The following is a 16,041-nucleotide window of genomic DNA, read 5'->3' as shown; positions in this document are numbered from 1 at the left end:
GACTGATGCCATAACTGGATACCATGAGGACAGTTGGCCCGGGAATAATAAGTAAAATGATGCAGGCCACAACGTAAGCAATCCAGACTTCTATGGTCATGATCTCTCTTTCTGGCACAGGTTAACTGCGGCAGAGACCTAGTGATGAATTGTGACCAAAATGAAGTTTGGTGGATGACTAAATAATACATTAGAAATATGATTTTACTCATGAATTTGAGAAAATGCTGTTTTGAGATTTAGGATAAACAGAGGTGTTTTTGAATTTGTTTTCTATTGAAATGATCCGCTTTCGGAATGTGATTTGAACCAGAGTGTTAAGTTGCCCAACCTCTCAAAACCAACTGAGAGAACCGCTTTTAAAAATGGCCCGTGTGCATAACCAAGGACGGGTAAGACACCGCTCCAGCGTTGTAGCAGAGTTGCCATTTGCGCCGCTAGATGCCCGCTCATATCTGGTGCAAAGAAGTTTGAGAGCCCGGTGCTGCGGCCAGTCCGGTTTCCAATGAAGCCTGCATCATAGCTGTTACCGGATCGACGTCCCCAAAATGATATGGTTTTGTTTTCCAAAAGCGCCGGCAGAAACATCTGGCGCTCTGTTGAGGAGCCACTGGCCTTCCATTGAGTTTCCCATTGGGCCAGTTGTTCTGGAGTGGTGATCTGTTCCCAACCCGTCACATCTGCCTGCAACGGTGCTTTTATGTAAAACCAGTTTGCTTCAAAAAGCACCTAAAAACCGAGAGGAGTCAGGCCCAGTGTGTTGAAGCTGTCTTTCACAGCCAGATTGAAGTGTGCAGTTTCACAAAGTGTTTTGATCGCGCTGGTTTGTTCTTCTGTTGCGTTGGGAGCCAATGTCACGATGTTGGAATAGAATGGTAGAGGTTCTTGACTGGTTTGAAAATGGGATTCAGATCTCTGGAATGGAAGAGAGTGCGCTGTGAACATATGCTCATAAAGGTTTGCATTGTTTTGTGCGGCCAACTGTTGCCAGTTGATGTGGTCTACTACCGGTGATCCCAAAACCTGCTCGCCCTCTTTTTTTTGTGTGGGCATCATAAAGGGCAGGGATCATCAATCAATAACCAGCGGCCGCGTAAGGACCTTTTCTTTCTCGGTAGACGAGCAATGTACGGGTGTAGGAGATTGCGTGTTTTCCATGTTGGTCATAGGCGGTGGTCTGTACGGTTAAGATACCTTGGTCGGGCCGGGATTTGCTCTCCCGTTTTGCCAGCACTTTGCTCTCAACACAAAAGCGATCACCAGCGAAGAAGTGCCGAGACAGTTTTGTATCGCTCCACCCCAGATTGGCAACAACCCGGCCAAATGTGCGCGTGGTGGCAGCGGTGATCAGAGAGAGTGTGTGAACTTCGGAGGCGGGGCACTCATTGGTTCCATATAGGCGATGGGCGGAGGTCCCGTCAGAATACATGGGGTTCCAATTTGTGCTTTGCATCACGTGGCGCAGCATGGATGAGGTCTGAAGCGTCACCTGCGGCCTGTGCTCAAACACATCTCCCTTTATAAAGCTCTCAAAGAAAAGACCGGTAACTTCGATCAGGCTGCGGTCCTCAAGTTGCCTATAAGCTGAAAAACGTTCATCATTTTGTTGGTTTTCCAGCTTTCCAACGCACGGGTGTTTTCCCTTTTTGAAGATGCTGATCGTATAACCAAGACGTGCTACCTCTGTGCCATGCTGGTTGGTGGCTGATGCTTTGACAGTGACCAATCCGATCTCCTCATTGAGGTCATCAATTGCTGTAATCCGGCTGGTGCAGTACAGCGTATCTCCACCATAAACAGGTGCTGTCATGGTGATATCGTCAAACGCGGTGATGCGGTCTTTGCGCGCAAAGGTTTTCCAGCTCATGCCGATTATCTTTTGCATTGTTAGCGTGGACACGACCAACGGATTGCCGAATTCCGTCTGCTGCGCGTAATGCGCATCATAATGCAACATGGCAGCGTTATAGGTATCAAACGCTTCCTCTGCATTTTCCTGCTGGGTGAGCGTTAAGCCGGGGCGGTGATGAAAGACCTGGCCAACTGCAAACTCTTCAAAATCGAGGCCGCTGGTTTCGCGGTATCGGTTTTCAGAGATTTTGGCATATGCGGAAAACAAAGGTCGTCCTCCCAGGCTGTTCAGTAGAGGGTCATTTTGTGGGCTTCTTCGCGCAGTTCATCGCGAAATTTGGGAGCGGCCAGCTTTATCAATGCTTGGGCGCGGTCGCAGGTGGAAAGGCCAAATAAGTCCACGCAGCCATGTTCTGTCACCACATAATGTACGTCGTTGCGCGGTGTCGTGACTATATTATTGAGCCGGGGCACTACCTTGGAAATACTGTTATTTTTGGCGGTGGAATGGGCTGCTAATACTGCGATGCCACCCTTGGATAGGAACGCGCCGCGGCTAAAATCCAGTTGTCCGCCACTGCCTGAAATCTGTCGCCAGTTGACAGATTCAGAGGCCACCTGACCGAATAAGTCTATCTCCACGAATGAGTTGACCGAGACGGTGTTGTCATTTTGGGCGATGATATGCGGGTTGTTGACGTACTCCGCGGGATGGCACAGCATGGTCGGGTTGTTATCTAAAAAATCATAGTAGCTGGGCTTGGAAAACAGGGCGATGTTGAAGACAGAGTGGCCCACGTTCAACTGTTTATAGCGGTTGGAGACGTTGCCAGCCTCTATCAGTTCCAGCAGGGTATCTCCCAGAACTTCGGTGTGAATGCCCAGATCATTTCGGGTTTTGAGCAGGCGGCCAACCTCATTGGGTACAGCGCCAATGCCCAACTGAATGCAGGCATTATCTTGCACCAGATCAGCCACGAGGCGGGCGATCTGTTGATCTTCAGGAGACGGTTCTCTCTGTGGCAGAACCATCAGTTCGCTCTCATGCTCTGTAATGGCCGCGATCTGAGAAATATGCAGGATGCCGGCGCCAAAGGTGCGGGGCATTTTGGGGTTCACTTCAACAATGATCTGCGCGGCCTCCAATGCCAGTGGAATGGACATGCTGCCATCAGCACCAAAGCTGAAATAGCCGTGCTCATCCATGGGCGAGACCTGAAGCATGTGAACATCCGGTTTGCCATGACGAGTGAATACCCCTCTGGCATAGAGGCTGAAATGTTCTGGCAGAAACTGCGGTACAATCAAATCTGGATGTGTTTTGTGGAGCTCTTTGGCTTTGTCCGCCAATTGCCGGAAGCCTGCGCCCAAAAATGGGCAAAGCATACGAATGCGGGAGAGCACTTCTACATTGGTGAACTGCTTGACGACTTCCTCACGAGATCGCAGCAAGTACACATCTGGAATGCCAGAAAAGAACTTGTTTGAAACTGCAGTGCAAAAGGCTTGTGTCAGGTTGGGCGGAGTGCCGCAATAGCAGCCGAATGTAACCAGCTGCGAGTCTCGTGGCAACGCATTGACCGCTTGTTCTGCGGTTTTGAGTTTTTCCTGATAGAGACGCGAAAGCGATCCTTTTGACATTAGGGTCTTCCTACAAGCATCCGTCGACATGTGTTGTGTGAATGTATCCTACACTTTGTCGGGTAATTAATTGTTACCAGTTACAATCTCTCCTCGCGCCCTTAAAGAATTAGCGCTTTTTAGTTGGGAGTGCCTGCCTTGAAGAGCCTGTTGTTTTTGCCTGCTGACAAAGCTCAGTTGTTTCCCAAAGCGTTGAAAGCTGAACCAGATTGCGTGGTGTTGGATCTGGAAGACGGCGTTGCACAAGAGAAAAAGCAGCAGGCCAGAGACGCTCTGACTGCCATGCAGGGAAATTTTCATGGACATGATAACTGTGAGGTTGGCCTCAGGATATCGTCTCTCAGCACGCCAGAGGGGCTGAAGGATATGCTGAGCCTGCTTGCGTTTGCCGAGTTGCCGGATTGGTTATTTTTGCCTAAATGCGAACATGCGCATGATCTGGAACAGGTGCACGCGCTGCTGCTTGAACATCCTGCCGGGGCTGATCTCAAGCTGTGTGCCTTGCTGGAAACCACTGCTGGTCTGGCCAATGCGGAAGAAATCGCCGCGGCTCGTGCGCCGCTGCACGCTTTGGCGTTTGGCTACGCAGATTATACGGCAGAAACCGGCGGTGGGATGGGGTGGAAAGATTTGATGTGGCCACGCGGCCAATTGTTGAATGCAGCGGTGAAGAACCACTTATGGGCGCTGGATGGGGTTTATCTGGATTTTCATGATCCTGACGGCCTTGCACAGGAAGCGCACAATGCGCGCCAGCTGGGTTATAATGGGAAGATAGCTATTCACCCGGCCCAAGTCAGTGTGATCAATCAGTGTTTTGAACCCTCAGCTGGAGACGTAAAATGGGCGCAGTATGTACTTGGCAAACAAAAGCAAGCCAAAGGGAAGGGTGCTTTTGTGGTGGATGGCAAAATGGTAGACGCGCCCATTTTGCTTCGAGCCCGGCGGATTTTAGGGTTGGGGAAAGAAGATGACAAAGGTGCATGATCTCACCTTCATAGGATTGGCGAAGCATGTGCCTGTGTTGGCTTCCGGTTAGTTGGTTTGCTGAGCGCTGGCTTTTGTTGTTTTGGTGAGTAAGATTGCTGAAATCACGAGGACGAGAACACCCGGCAACATGGCTGCTTGGGCAATGCCTATGGAAGCAACCAGAACGCCTATAAGCAAGCTGCCCAGAGGTGCGCCACCTTCATCTCCCATATACATGACACTCAAGATGCGGGATTTATGGGTTAGCGGGGCGTGTTCTTGAAGGATTGCTCGGCTCATGTTGAGACATATGCCGCCGCCGAAACCCCATAGCAGGATTGTTGTTAGAAAGAACCAATATGGCGGACTGAAAGACCATGTAACCAATGCAATGCCACCCAATGCGTACCCGAGTGTGAGCAGGAGCATGGGATTCTGGACCTTGCCTATTTTCAGCAAAATGCCGCTGGATATTGCGCCGCCTACCATGAATGTGGCAAACGCCGCGGCAAAGTCAAAGCCAGTCGCGTTGTGGCTGTCCCGCAAGATTATTGGAACCAACACAGCATAGGGACCGCCAAGTAACAAACCTGCAGAGCTCATCAAAAGCACTGGATTGCGCATGTGTGGTGAGGCAAAGGTAAGCTTGATGCCCTCTGAAACCTCCCGGATTACAGAGGTTTTGGGTGTGGTCTGTTTTGGCAGGGTATTGGGTAATGTGAGCGTGCTTGCTATGCCCAGCAGGAAAATAAGAGTGGTGATGAGGAGCAATGGAATGAGGCCGATCACACTCTGTGAGACTGGCCATGCCGAAGCCAATCAATGTGACCAGATACATGGTGCCGATTGAAAAATTGACGCCGCGCTGAATGTTATCATTGGAGATGTGGTTGAGCATACCATCCAGTGTCGGTTGAATGAATGCGGCGGTTGTTCCAGATAAAATTGCGAATACTATCAGTAAGTTATACGCCGCTAATCCTGATTGAATAAGCAAAATCAGGAGCAATATGGGCAAGGCGTTTGCCACATGTAGCAAGAGCAACACTGTGCGTTTGTTGAATCTGTCTGCAACTGCTCCGGCAAAAAAGCAGAATGAACAGTTTGGGTAGCATGGAGATCGTTATGGAAAACCAATTCTCTCTGGAGTTTCAGATAGATAGTTTGTTATGAGATATGGATATGGATATGGATATGGATATAAAACACCCAGAATAGCTGGTGGCATCAACAGGCTTGCCACGCTGGATTGGTATAATATGGTGATTTTCGACGTCTTCATAAAAGGTTTTATCCGGTTCAAACTACCAAAATAGGCTGTAGAATAGCGGCTTTTGGGACTTGCTTGAACTCGTAGGCTTCATTTTTTCTAGCAGTGTTGCGGAGTTACTTCAGGTTTAAGTTGCGTTTACTTAAGTATTAATGAAGTAATACCTAATTATTCCATAATCTACCTTATACCCTTAATGAATATTAAGTGAAATAGGGGCGTTTATTTAAGTATTGGTTGAATTATTTAAAGAATAGTTTTCTATTTACTTGGTGTGCCAGCGCTCTGCCGTATATCCTTTGAGCTCGCTGAGTTTGCGGGTTGTGTTCTTATTCATGGGATGTTTATGAGCTGAGGCCTGACGGATCTTAGCGTGACCCTGTCAATGTCATCATTTCGTGTTGAGCGTCTTTGATCAGACCTCTAATTGTACCCAATGATGCGCTTTCGGTGATTTGTGGACATTGTTTGGTACCTAGAATTTAGTCGTGGAGGCATATAGGTAGGTTGATGCTGCTATCAATCCATAAGGCGCATAAGGTAGATTATGGAACTTATATATATTGGACTGACGGAAAGCCTAGAGTTTTGATTTTAAGTGATGTTCCAGGCATTCGGCAATGCGCTGAGCTGCGTGCCCATCGCCAAACGGGTTTTTACGGTCGACCTTTGTGCCGGCAGTTTTGAGAATGTAGTTTGCTTCATCAAGGATGGTTTGCTCGCATGTGCCGACGAGTTTGGCAGCGCCGCTGGTGAGTGCTTCCGGGCGCTCTGTGGTTTTACGCAGGATCAGGAGTGGTGTTCCAAATTCAGGTGCTTCCTCCTGTAGTCCACCGCTGTCTGTGAGAATGAGATCCGCATCACGCTCCAGTGCTATGAGCGCTTCGTATGGCAGCGGCTCAATCAGGTGCACGCGCTTCACATTCTTCAACACCTCTGTAACGACGTCTTTGACCATGGGGTTTGGATGAACTGGCAAGACGACCTGCAAGTCCTCATGCTCTGCAACAAGACGCTTGATGGCGTGGCAGGTATTGCGCATGGGCGCACCCCAGTTTTCGCGGCGATGGGTTGTTACCAATGCTAATCGCTTTTCCGGTCCCAGTACGTTCTTCAGTTCATCCAGTTGACGGGCGGGCTTGATGCGCTGTGCCAGATGGCGGACCGCATCGACCACTGTGTTTCCAGTCACCAAAATTTTGTCATAGGCAATGCCTTCGCGGAGCAGATTGTCCTGGGCGATGCTGGTGGGTGCAAATAGCCGGTGGCAAAGCTGATCTGCAAGGCGGCGATTGGCTTCTTCTGGGAAAGGGTCGTAAAGATCACCGCTGCGCAATCCGGCCTCCACATGACCAACAGAAACGGAGCTGTAAAAACTGGCTAAAGCGCCAACAAAGCCTGTAGTGGTGTCCCCGTGAACAAGGACGTATTGGGGTTGGTGAACGGCGATGTAAGCGTTGATGCCTTTAAGGAGATCACTCGCCTGATCGGCTAAGTGATGACTGCTCGCGATTATATCTAACCAGTTTATTTTATGAATGTCAAATGAAATCAATGCGTTAGATGCAATTTCTTTGTGTTGCCCTGTCATGAGGACGTGGGCATGTAGTGATTTACACTTTGAGATTGCGGAAATTACCGGTGCCATTTTGATGGCTTCGGGCCGTGTTCCTATGATGCACAGGACCTTATGTGGTCCATTTCCGATTATCTCTGGTTCTCTCATATGCTCCTGCTTCGAATTTAGTCCCGTTCGTTTTGTGTGTTGAAGACTTTCAATTCACTCTGTTGGCAAATCTGCGCATTCTGTTGAAGGAATTTTGCAAGGTCCCGGCTGTCTTTGCTGTCGTGCTTGAGCACATGGCTGGACAGTGAAAACAGCGCGACTGATTGATCTGGCTTTATTCGTGCATTACTGAGCCGCCGTTTCATAGTCCCGACTTTTGTGGGCATGGTTTTAAAGTCAGGCGTTCTTGGGTCAATTTCAAAAATCTCCACCACCGGAATGACTGTGTGGTCCTGTTTTTGAAAGGCTGCATTTATGGAACGTTGCAGATTTCTACTGGAATAAGGTTCCATCAACTTGGCCCCTAGCCCGTCCTGAAGCAGCAGGATATCCAGTGAGGATGCGTTCATCAGTGTGTTCCAGCGTGCTGCCAGTTTTTCCGCATTGGTCTCCATGCCGGTGTAGCCTGAGATGGCAACCGGTCCGGGTAAGATCTCGTTTAAGGCAATGCGGGTGCGCTTCACGTAACTGGTAATCAGTGTGTTGAGCTTGGCGTCCAGCAGAAGTTCGCTGTCGATTTCGTCGGCGATATACCAGCCTGCGAACACCTGATCTGGGTGCGATGCATAAGCAAGCTGTGACTTGATGGCTTTGGCGAGCGCTCTATTTTCACTCAGGCGTTGGTCTAGATAGGCTTGGCCTTTGGTCCTTAATCCCTTGATGAAACCGGGGTCATATCTAAGACCAAACCAGATCTTTGTGCCTGCATCATCAGCTGCCAGAATTGCGGATTCCAGCCATATAGGGAGTTTGGGTTCTGTGCTGTGATCCGAGCTCCAAAGGGTCCATTGCAGAATAATCTCATCCACGCCAAGCCTTTGATGTGAAAGGAGCTCTGATCTCCATATACGCTGGTTAGGAATATATTCATCACCCCATGGTTGGATGAAGCTCATGCGTATAGGAATACATTCCTTTACACCGGAATCTGGACGTGCATAGGCTTTCAGCATCATCACAATTGTGAGGATACCAAGGCAAAGTCCCCATAATATCAATTGCTTAAAAGTTTGCTTGAAGACCCAAAAGTACTCGGCTGGTTTCGCTGTCATTGGTGTTTAACACTTCATGTCCTATGCGCCCGAACACCTCCAGCAAGAGCAAGTCACCATAGGCTTCGGTGTACACCCCTCTCCACTTCAAAGATGCTCCCAGCCCTGCTTCAATAGCCATCGCGCTGGTTTGGGAATTCCAGTTTCCGCTCCCTATTGAATACGCAAAGGGCGACAAGATCAGGTTAGGATCGAGCCTAAAAGTGTAACCAAGCCGTCCGTCGCCATAAAACAAAATGGTCTTTTCTTTCTCGAAAAAACGACCTCCTTCGAGGTAGAGACTGACGTATGGCTCACGGTCGATCAGCTCCCCGGTCTCTCTATCAAACAGAGGCAGGAAGTCATTGCCGGTGGTGTGAGACCAGAGCACCCTGCCCAGCCAGTTGTCCTCTGTGATGCTGCCGCCTTTGAAAAATCGCTCCAACCCAATTTTTAGATTTTGCGTCATCAAAGGTTTCCATCGCAAGCCAATGATGGTCTGGAACGTATCTTGGTTGGGCCGGAAGCTGTAACGCTCATTGAGCCATTGCGCTCTGGCGATCACCTCAAACGTGCGCCCGTTCTGATACCCGATCACGGGTGGTCGCCATGCCATTTCAACGGACCCGAACGGACTGCTGGATGGGATGCCGAGGATAGCACCAGCAATATCATCCTCCTCATCCTGACGGGATGGGCTGATGCCGTCGAACAAAAGGAAGCTGATTGGAATTTCCAGAATGCGCAGCTGGCGCTGAAACCGCTCGAGCTTGTCTTGCTCGTATATATTCAGCTGCTGGCGTTGCAGTACTTCAATGCGATTGCGGAAGACGGCAGCCGCCTTTTTGTTTTCAAAGGCTGTAAGATAGGTGTACGCGAGATCTTCTTGCAGGCTGGCTTGCTCTGGCTTGATTTCCAGCGAGGCCTCATAGCGGGTAATCGCTAAATCGTTATCGCCTTGCGCGCGCGCGAGGTAGCCGCCAAGTGCGAGTGTGGCCGCATGTTGTTTGTCAGAATGGCTGAGGTTTTCGTACTCGGCTGAAGCCTCCTCCAGATTTCCCAGTTGGAAAAGCAATTGCACTATGGAAAAGCGGATGTCGGCGGTGGAGTCCAGCGCCCTCGCCTTACGCATATCTGTAAGCGCTCTTTCCAGCTTCTCCGGTGTCTGCTGTCCTGTTTGCAGTGTGATCTGCGCCCGCGCCGCATAGTACTGAGCTTTTTGTTTTGAAGTCAGCGCGTTAAAATTGAGAGTGCGCAGGATAATCGCTGCCTCGGCATATTGGCGCTTTTGGAGGTAGATAAAGAGCAGCGCTAAGCCTGCTTGCTGATTGCGGTGCTTTTCAAAGGCAACGGAGAACCATTTAAGGGCATTGGGATGGTTTCCCAGTTGCTGATAGAGAAAGCCCAGCTGGCTTGCCGTTGTCACATCTGGTGTCAGTTCATAGGCGTGCTCCAGACCTGCCAGCGCTTTTCGCTTTTCCCCCAGCTTCAGATAAATATTTGCCAGTGCCAAATGGCGGCCTGGATCCTGAGGGCTGGCTTTTTCCTCGGCCTGAGCGCACTGCAGCGCATCCTGATTACGACCCAGAGCGCGGTAGGCTTCGCACTCAATGGCCATGATCGGGCCTTGATATCTGGAGCGGTCCATTTTCATGATGAGCATCAGAGCGCGTTCTGGGTGTCTCAGTTGCAATGCCAAATAGGCTGCTTCCAACCGCGCTGCCGATGTACCGTTCAGTTTCAGGGTCTGGCTGTACATCTTGGAGGCGTTGCTCAGGTCACCACTTGCCTTCAGCACGCGGGCCAACGACAGAAAGGCCGCTGCGAACATCTGTTTGCTTTCCTTAGAGAGGCTGGCCGTGTTGGTGTGGGCGAACACATAGTTCAACCATCTCTGAGGTGTAACGTCTTTTGAGGTGCTTTCTTTCAAGATCAGATAGGCTGGCAGGATGAGAGTTGGATCGGGTTCGACCTTCCAGTCTGCAATCAAAAAATCGAGTGCATTGTCCCAGTCTTCGTTGGCGGCTGACACTGCAGCCAGATCAAACAGCAGGCGTGCATAGGTCTTTTTATCGTTTTCGTTGAACTCTTTGGTCTCTCTGGATTTGTTTGCCCGCGCCAGAGCATCATTGAGAACCGCTGCTGCGACCCTGCGTTTGTTGGAGAGCAAAGCCACTTGGCCGCGTTTGGCTGTTATCCTCCAGTTGGGCATGAGGACTTCTGCTTCTTTCAACACCTCGTTTGCCAGATCAAGATCACCGGCACGCCGCGCCAGATCAGACAGTGCTTGGAGCAATTCGACCCATGCTTCGGGTGAATTGCGCTGGTCTGCGATCTCTGTGATGGCCCGAAGTTCCACCAGCGCGCCAATGGCTGCGGATTCCCAGCCGTTGTTAAGGGCTAGATTGCTGAGCTGTAAGCCATATTCCGGACTGCGGGTGAGTTTGATCAGGAGCCGGCCAGCGGTGACGGCTCTTGCATCGTCTCCAGCTCGAATGGCGATATCAGCCAAGGATAGGTAATAATTGGCGGCTTCTTCCGGTCCTGATGATTTGGTGTCGAGCAAGCGCCCATCAGATGTAAGCAACGCCATTTCCGCTTCTGCGCTGGAGCCTTTTTTGAGCAATGCGTAGGCCAGTTGAACCCGAGAGGACAGTCCGAGGAAGTCAATCCGACCTGTTTCCAGAAATGCGAGAAGTTCGTTCAGGTGATCTGAATTGAGAGCACTGGCTGCCAAAGCTCTGGCGAAGGTTCTCTGTTCCAGGGCTGAGGCTTGCCGTCCTTTGAACAGACCACTTTTCTCGCCTTTTAAAAGCAATTCGTAAGCTTGCGCATCATCGCCGCGCTCTAACAGCAGGAAAGCTTGATTCAAGATGGCGGAGCGTTGTGTTTGGGGGGCATTGTCCAGTTTAGAAAGGGCCTCCCATTCGGCTTTGGCTTCTTCCAGCTGGTTGAGGTTGCGCAGCAAGTCTGCCCGAATGAGCCGTTGACGTGGTGTTGCGCGGCCCAACTCTCTCAAAATGTTGAGAGAGTTTAGGGCTTCCTCTGTTTTGCCAAGTTTAAGGGCCGCCTCAGCAGCACCGGCAAGGGCTTGCTCCCGGTCACTTTCCAGCAGTTTGCCGGTTTCAATGGCCAGTCGGAAATCATTGAAGGCTTGCACGTTATCACCGGCGAGCATGTGCAGGTTGCCAAGGGCCAGGTATCCACGACTGAAGGCAGGCGCCTGGGATTGCAATATTTCCAGCTGATCAATAGCGGCCATAATCCGATTGAGATTGATAAGCAGGTGGATTTTTTGCCAGCGGGCAATCAGGTGGTCCGGGTCATAGTCCAGCAGCTGGTCCAGCTCCTTGAGAGCCTCTTCCGTTCGTCCTTCTGCCAGAAGCCGGTAGGTCAGGTCTAGTAAGGGGTAGGACCTGTAATCGCGCCATGTGCTTCGCAGAAGAGACTGGCTGTCCTGTCTGTCGCGAAGCACACTGATGTAATAGTCCGCTTTTTGTTGGGATGTGTAAGTCGGTTCCGTGTCACCCTCTGAATCCTGCGGGTTTTGTGAGAGCGTTGGTATGGAAAGCCCCAATGCAAACATGACGGCCCATAACAGCTGGAAACCGGCTTTGCGGTTTGCTGTTTTGCGGATCAGCCGTCTGTTGCGAAATGGAGCGCTCATTTCAGCTGCTCCATTTGCAGAATTTCCTCATGGGTTTTTTCATTGGGGTAATCGTGCGCGGTTTTATCCCAGCCGATGACTTCACCCGTTCTGAGGTGTTTAATCCATGTTTTGGTGGCCCGCACCATGGCGAGGTAGTTGATGAAGATGGAAATGAAATAGCGCAGGGTGACTGGTGCCAAGGCTCTGAAACCATAATGATAGCCGGTCCAGATGTGACGCTGTATGAGCCGATGGGCCAGCAGGAGCACGTTGAACCAGATGACGTACCAGAACGGGCTGCCTTCTGGCAGCAAGGGCGGCAAATGGTAGGCGTCTGGTGACAGGCGCTCATAGATGCGCAGGCCCCAATAGATGATCAGGGCTGCATAGCCAATGACGATAGCATGGCTGAAGACGACCATCTTTCTATCGCGCCAGTAAAAGTAGATATCTGCGATGCCACCCTTCCATCCCAGTTGGGCCCAGCCTTGAAAGGCAATGCCAATGGTCCAGCGGGTTTTCTGGCGGACGCTCTGCCATAAACCGGAGGGAAACAGTTCCTGTGTGACAGCGAAGTTGGTGTAATCGCTTTTGCTGGATGGGTGAACCCAGAGGAGGCGGTGTGTGACGCCCCTGCCCGTCAACCGCATGGCAAGGTCGTAATCTTCCGTCAACGAGCTGGTGTTGAAAATTTGGGTGATGCCGTTTGAATCGGTTTCCGCAATGGATTTGGCTGTTTCAATGGCCTTCTTGGAATAACACGTCCCAACGCCCGCGCCGGGAACTGTTCCCGTCAGGACCCCACGGACCAGCACTTCTTTGGAGTGAAACTCCGCAAACTCATCCATGTAATGGCCAGCGGTGAACTGTCGTCTGCGGCGAGGAAGTGACAACACGGGCAACTGCACCACATCTGCAAGCTCCAGACTGGCGTTGAAGATGCGCAGGGCATGGGGGTTCAGGATATCTTCCGCATCCTGCATAACAATGCCCGCGAACTGGATGTTCTGTTGCAGCTCGAATTCTTCGATGGAGGCGATGATAGAATTGAGGCAATCCGCTTTGCAGGTGGGGCCATCATTGGGGGTAACGACCACGCGCAGATTGTCATGTTCTGCCGCTAACCTGTTTGCTGCGTGCTGAGTGGCTTCGTCATTGGGATAAACGCCGATGAAGATCCAATAGGAGGGATAATCCAGTTTGCCAATGATGCCGGTGACGGTGGGATATAGGATATCCCCCTCGTCCCAAGCCGGCAGCATGATAGCCAGCGGCCGTGGGTCCGGGTTGCCAGCCTCTTCAAACAAGCGTTCTTCTGTGTGCCCTACCAAAGGACCGCGATACCAGGCGACGAAGGCGTAGTAGAGCGTGTCGACGATGAGATCATCTGCGCCGGAGATTGCGAAGACGTAGGAGGCCACCAGGAACAGGCCCTGAGTAACTAGAAATAACAGTACAAATGCATCTGTTACCAGCATGTCTTCAGAACCTCATAGTTATAACCTTACTAAAGTTACCCTAGGAGATTCTTAGGAATGCCCTCATCATGGTATCTTCTCAGTTCTTTCGCCCGAGATGATTTTGCCATTGGAAGGGCGTATTAGACGCCCTCCAACATTTCTCACATAAGCTTAGCTAAAAACTGCGAAACTAGGCCAGTACCTTGGAATTCTGCATAGCTGTGATGTCGTTTTCGTTGAAACCGAGTTCCTGTAAAATCTGTGCAGTATGGTCGCCAGTTCTGCCTGCGGGCTGCGGTGTTTGCGGCTTGGATCGACTGAACCTTGGAGCCGGTGCGGCCTGCGTTATGCCATTGAGGATGATGCGGTTGCCGCGTTCTGTGTTGAGTGCGGCGGCATGAGATTCTTCAATGGACAGGACCGGTGCGACGCAGGCGTCGGTTCCCGCAAATACACCAACCCAGTGATCCAGCGATTTCGCCTTGATCGCACCGCCAATGGCCTCTTCCAGCTTTGGCCACTGCGCCATGTTCATCTGGATCTTGGAGTAATCTGCCGGCAACGCCAATCCTTGCAGCAACTGCGCAAAGAACTGCGGTTCCAGTGAGCCAACGGAAAGATGGCGTCCGTCAGCTGTTTCATAACAGCGGTAAAAGGGGGCTCCACCATCAAGTAGATTGCTTTGCGGTTTATCCTGCCACAGACCTCGGCCCATCATGGAATAGATAAGACCGACCATGGCTGGTACGCCATCCACCATCGCCGCGTCAATGACCTGACCTTTGCCGCTTTGGCTGCGTTCAAACAAGGCTGAAAGTACTCCCAGCAGCAGGAACATGGATCCTCCGCCATAATCGGCGGCAATGTTGAGCGGCGGCACGGGGGGGCGGCCTTCCTCACCAATGGTGTGCAGTAGACCTGTCATAGCGAGGTAGTTGAGATCATGACCGGCAGTTTGGGAGAGTGGACCCTCCTGCCCCCACCCCGTCATGCGGCCAAAGATGAGTTTAGGGTTCTTTGCCAAACACACGTCCGGCCCAAGACCAAGGCGCTCCATGACACCGGGCCGGAAGCCTTCAATCAGAATATCGGCCTTTTCAATAAGTGAAAAAAATACATCTAACGCACCCTCTGACTTCATGTTGAGCGCGATGGACTTCTTGCCGCGCCGGTTCACATCCTTGTCGATGCGCTCTCCGGTACGCCGATCAACGACGATCACTTCGGCTCCAAGGTCCGCGAGCAACTGCCCGGCCATTGGGCCCGGACCAAGCCCGGCCATTTCCACAACCTGCAATCCGCTCAGTGGTCCTGATTTTTTTGCTGCCGACACTTGCGCCTCCCATACAGCTTATCATTGCGCGACTTGACGAGAATAACATCCGCCGCGACCTTGATTAACTCTAAGGTGCTTAGCAGTGTGTTCACAACTCTCCATTTGGTGAATAGGCTGTCTAATAGGTTAGGATGCATCATGGGCATAGCGACTTAAAGCAACGCATGAATCCCTTAAAGCACGCTGATCAACGCAAAATCCACGCAAACGCAAATACATCTATTACATCAATAAGGTGTGATTAAGTGTTCAACATAGTTGTTAAGAGCAGGCTGCCTGCGTGCTCCAGAGCCTCGACCACAGTGAAATGATTTTTGCCGGGATCTTCGTAGGTCATTATTTGTGTCTCAAACCCGGCCCAAATGGCACAGTGCGCTGCATTCTGGCGTCTGAATTCCGCGAGTTCCTCCGCTCCAACCCATCCGGTAAAGCGCAAATTTTCTATTGGATCATGCAGAGTTGGACTCTCAGATCTGGCTTCCTCCGCATCAATCTGAAGCGTTTCATTCATCTGCGTCAAGCGAATGGGGCGCAGATCATAAACACCGCTGATCCCTAAGATGTGCTTGATCCGATGTTGTATCATTGGTGAAAGCATGGTGTTTTGGCAACCTAACCGCGCAACGAGATGCCCGCCAGCGGAGTGGCCACTGAGGTAAATCGGTCCTTTAACGTGCTCAGATGCGACTTCAAGGGCTGACTGCATCTGTTTGGTTATATTGTGAATTTTCGTATCAGGACAAAGGTCATAGGATGGAATTGCAACGGCATATCCCATCTCAACAGCACCTTTTGCCAGATGACTGAAAGCTGTTTTGTCGAAGGCCTTCCAGTAGCCACCATGCACGAAAAAGACCAGGCCTTTTGGCTCTGTGCCCTTTGGCAGGAAGAGGTCGAACCTCTCGCGCTCACCGCTGCCATAGGCAATGTCCAGTTGATTTTCCGAGGTCTCGCGAAATGCCTTAGAGCGTTCAACCCATTGGTCAAACAGCTCTCCTGCATTTGGTACGACACCAGAGTTATGATAGGCCGCGTCCCAGTCCCGCAT

Annotated in this window: 12 protein-coding genes and 1 pseudogene; 1 reads left to right on the top strand and 12 read right to left on the bottom strand. The window is 51.0% G+C overall.

Features of this window, described 5'->3' with window-relative positions; all coding sequences use genetic code 11:
• Positions 1-273 precede the first annotated feature (273 nt).
• From BLS62_RS31685 to BLS62_RS11845, 4 genes are read right to left on the bottom strand one after another with little or no spacing between them, the layout of a single operon-like run.
• Positions 274-729: a hypothetical protein gene (locus tag BLS62_RS31685; RefSeq protein ID WP_208990828.1), complete on the bottom strand. Its 456-nt coding sequence runs from the start codon at positions 727-729 to the stop codon at positions 274-276.
• On the bottom strand, positions 730-1,056 hold the full coding sequence (locus tag BLS62_RS31680) for a hypothetical protein (protein ID WP_208990827.1): 327 nt from the start codon (positions 1,054-1,056) through the stop codon (positions 730-732).
• 19 nt (positions 1,057-1,075) lie between these two features.
• A complete protein-coding gene (locus BLS62_RS11850; RefSeq protein ID WP_093180879.1) occupies positions 1,076-2,119 on the bottom strand; it encodes a MaoC family dehydratase in 1,044 nt (347 codons plus the stop codon).
• Between the two features lie 20 nt (positions 2,120-2,139).
• Positions 2,140-3,492 (bottom strand): acetyl-CoA hydrolase/transferase family protein, encoded by a 1,353-nt coding sequence (locus tag BLS62_RS11845; protein WP_093180876.1) that lies wholly within the window; start codon positions 3,490-3,492, stop codon positions 2,140-2,142.
• Between the two features lie 138 nt (positions 3,493-3,630).
• On the opposite strand from BLS62_RS11845, the gene BLS62_RS11840 reads away from it, so the two are divergent.
• Positions 3,631-4,479 (top strand): HpcH/HpaI aldolase/citrate lyase family protein, encoded by an 849-nt coding sequence (locus tag BLS62_RS11840; protein ID WP_208990826.1) that lies wholly within the window; start codon positions 3,631-3,633, stop codon positions 4,477-4,479.
• A 48-nt stretch (positions 4,480-4,527) separates the two neighbouring features.
• Here BLS62_RS11840 and BLS62_RS31675 read toward each other — a convergent pair whose 3' ends face one another.
• From BLS62_RS31675 to BLS62_RS11805, 8 genes and pseudogenes are all read right to left on the bottom strand, one after another.
• Entirely contained in the window at positions 4,528-5,280 is a 753-nt protein-coding gene (locus BLS62_RS31675) for an MFS transporter (RefSeq protein WP_208990825.1), read from the bottom strand.
• A gap of 94 nt (positions 5,281-5,374) precedes the next feature.
• Positions 5,375-5,509 (bottom strand): annotated as a pseudogene (locus BLS62_RS32570) (MFS transporter); the annotation flags it as partial.
• A gap of 802 nt (positions 5,510-6,311) precedes the next feature.
• The gene (gene wecB / locus BLS62_RS11830) at positions 6,312-7,457 is read right to left on the bottom strand and encodes a non-hydrolyzing UDP-N-acetylglucosamine 2-epimerase (RefSeq protein ID WP_093180873.1); all 1,146 of its coding nucleotides are present in this window, start codon (positions 7,455-7,457) and stop codon (positions 6,312-6,314) included.
• Between the two features lie 17 nt (positions 7,458-7,474).
• The gene (locus BLS62_RS11825; protein ID WP_208990824.1) at positions 7,475-8,569 is read right to left on the bottom strand and encodes a DUF4434 domain-containing protein; all 1,095 of its coding nucleotides are present in this window, start codon (positions 8,567-8,569) and stop codon (positions 7,475-7,477) included.
• Positions 8,520-12,215 carry an NfrA family protein gene (locus BLS62_RS11820; RefSeq protein WP_208990823.1) on the bottom strand — a complete coding sequence of 1,232 codons (3,696 nt, stop codon included), beginning with the start codon at positions 12,213-12,215 and terminating at the stop codon, positions 8,520-8,522. The genes BLS62_RS11825 and BLS62_RS11820 overlap by 50 nt, the downstream gene beginning before the upstream one ends.
• The gene (locus tag BLS62_RS11815; RefSeq protein ID WP_093180869.1) at positions 12,212-13,675 is read right to left on the bottom strand and encodes a glycosyltransferase; all 1,464 of its coding nucleotides are present in this window, start codon (positions 13,673-13,675) and stop codon (positions 12,212-12,214) included. The genes BLS62_RS11820 and BLS62_RS11815 overlap by 4 nt, the downstream gene beginning before the upstream one ends.
• A gap of 172 nt (positions 13,676-13,847) precedes the next feature.
• Positions 13,848-14,990 (bottom strand): CaiB/BaiF CoA transferase family protein, encoded by a 1,143-nt coding sequence (locus BLS62_RS11810; RefSeq protein WP_208990822.1) that lies wholly within the window; start codon positions 14,988-14,990, stop codon positions 13,848-13,850.
• A 244-nt stretch (positions 14,991-15,234) separates the two neighbouring features.
• Complete coding sequence (locus BLS62_RS11805) at positions 15,235-16,041, bottom strand: alpha/beta hydrolase (protein WP_093180866.1); 807 nt, start codon at positions 16,039-16,041, stop codon at positions 15,235-15,237.

This window comes from Pseudovibrio sp. Tun.PSC04-5.I4, from assembly GCF_900104145.1.
GTDB lineage: Bacteria > Pseudomonadota > Alphaproteobacteria > Rhizobiales > Stappiaceae > Pseudovibrio.
The sequence above is the reverse complement of the archived record's forward strand: the minus strand, read 5'-3'. Positions and strand labels throughout refer to the sequence as shown.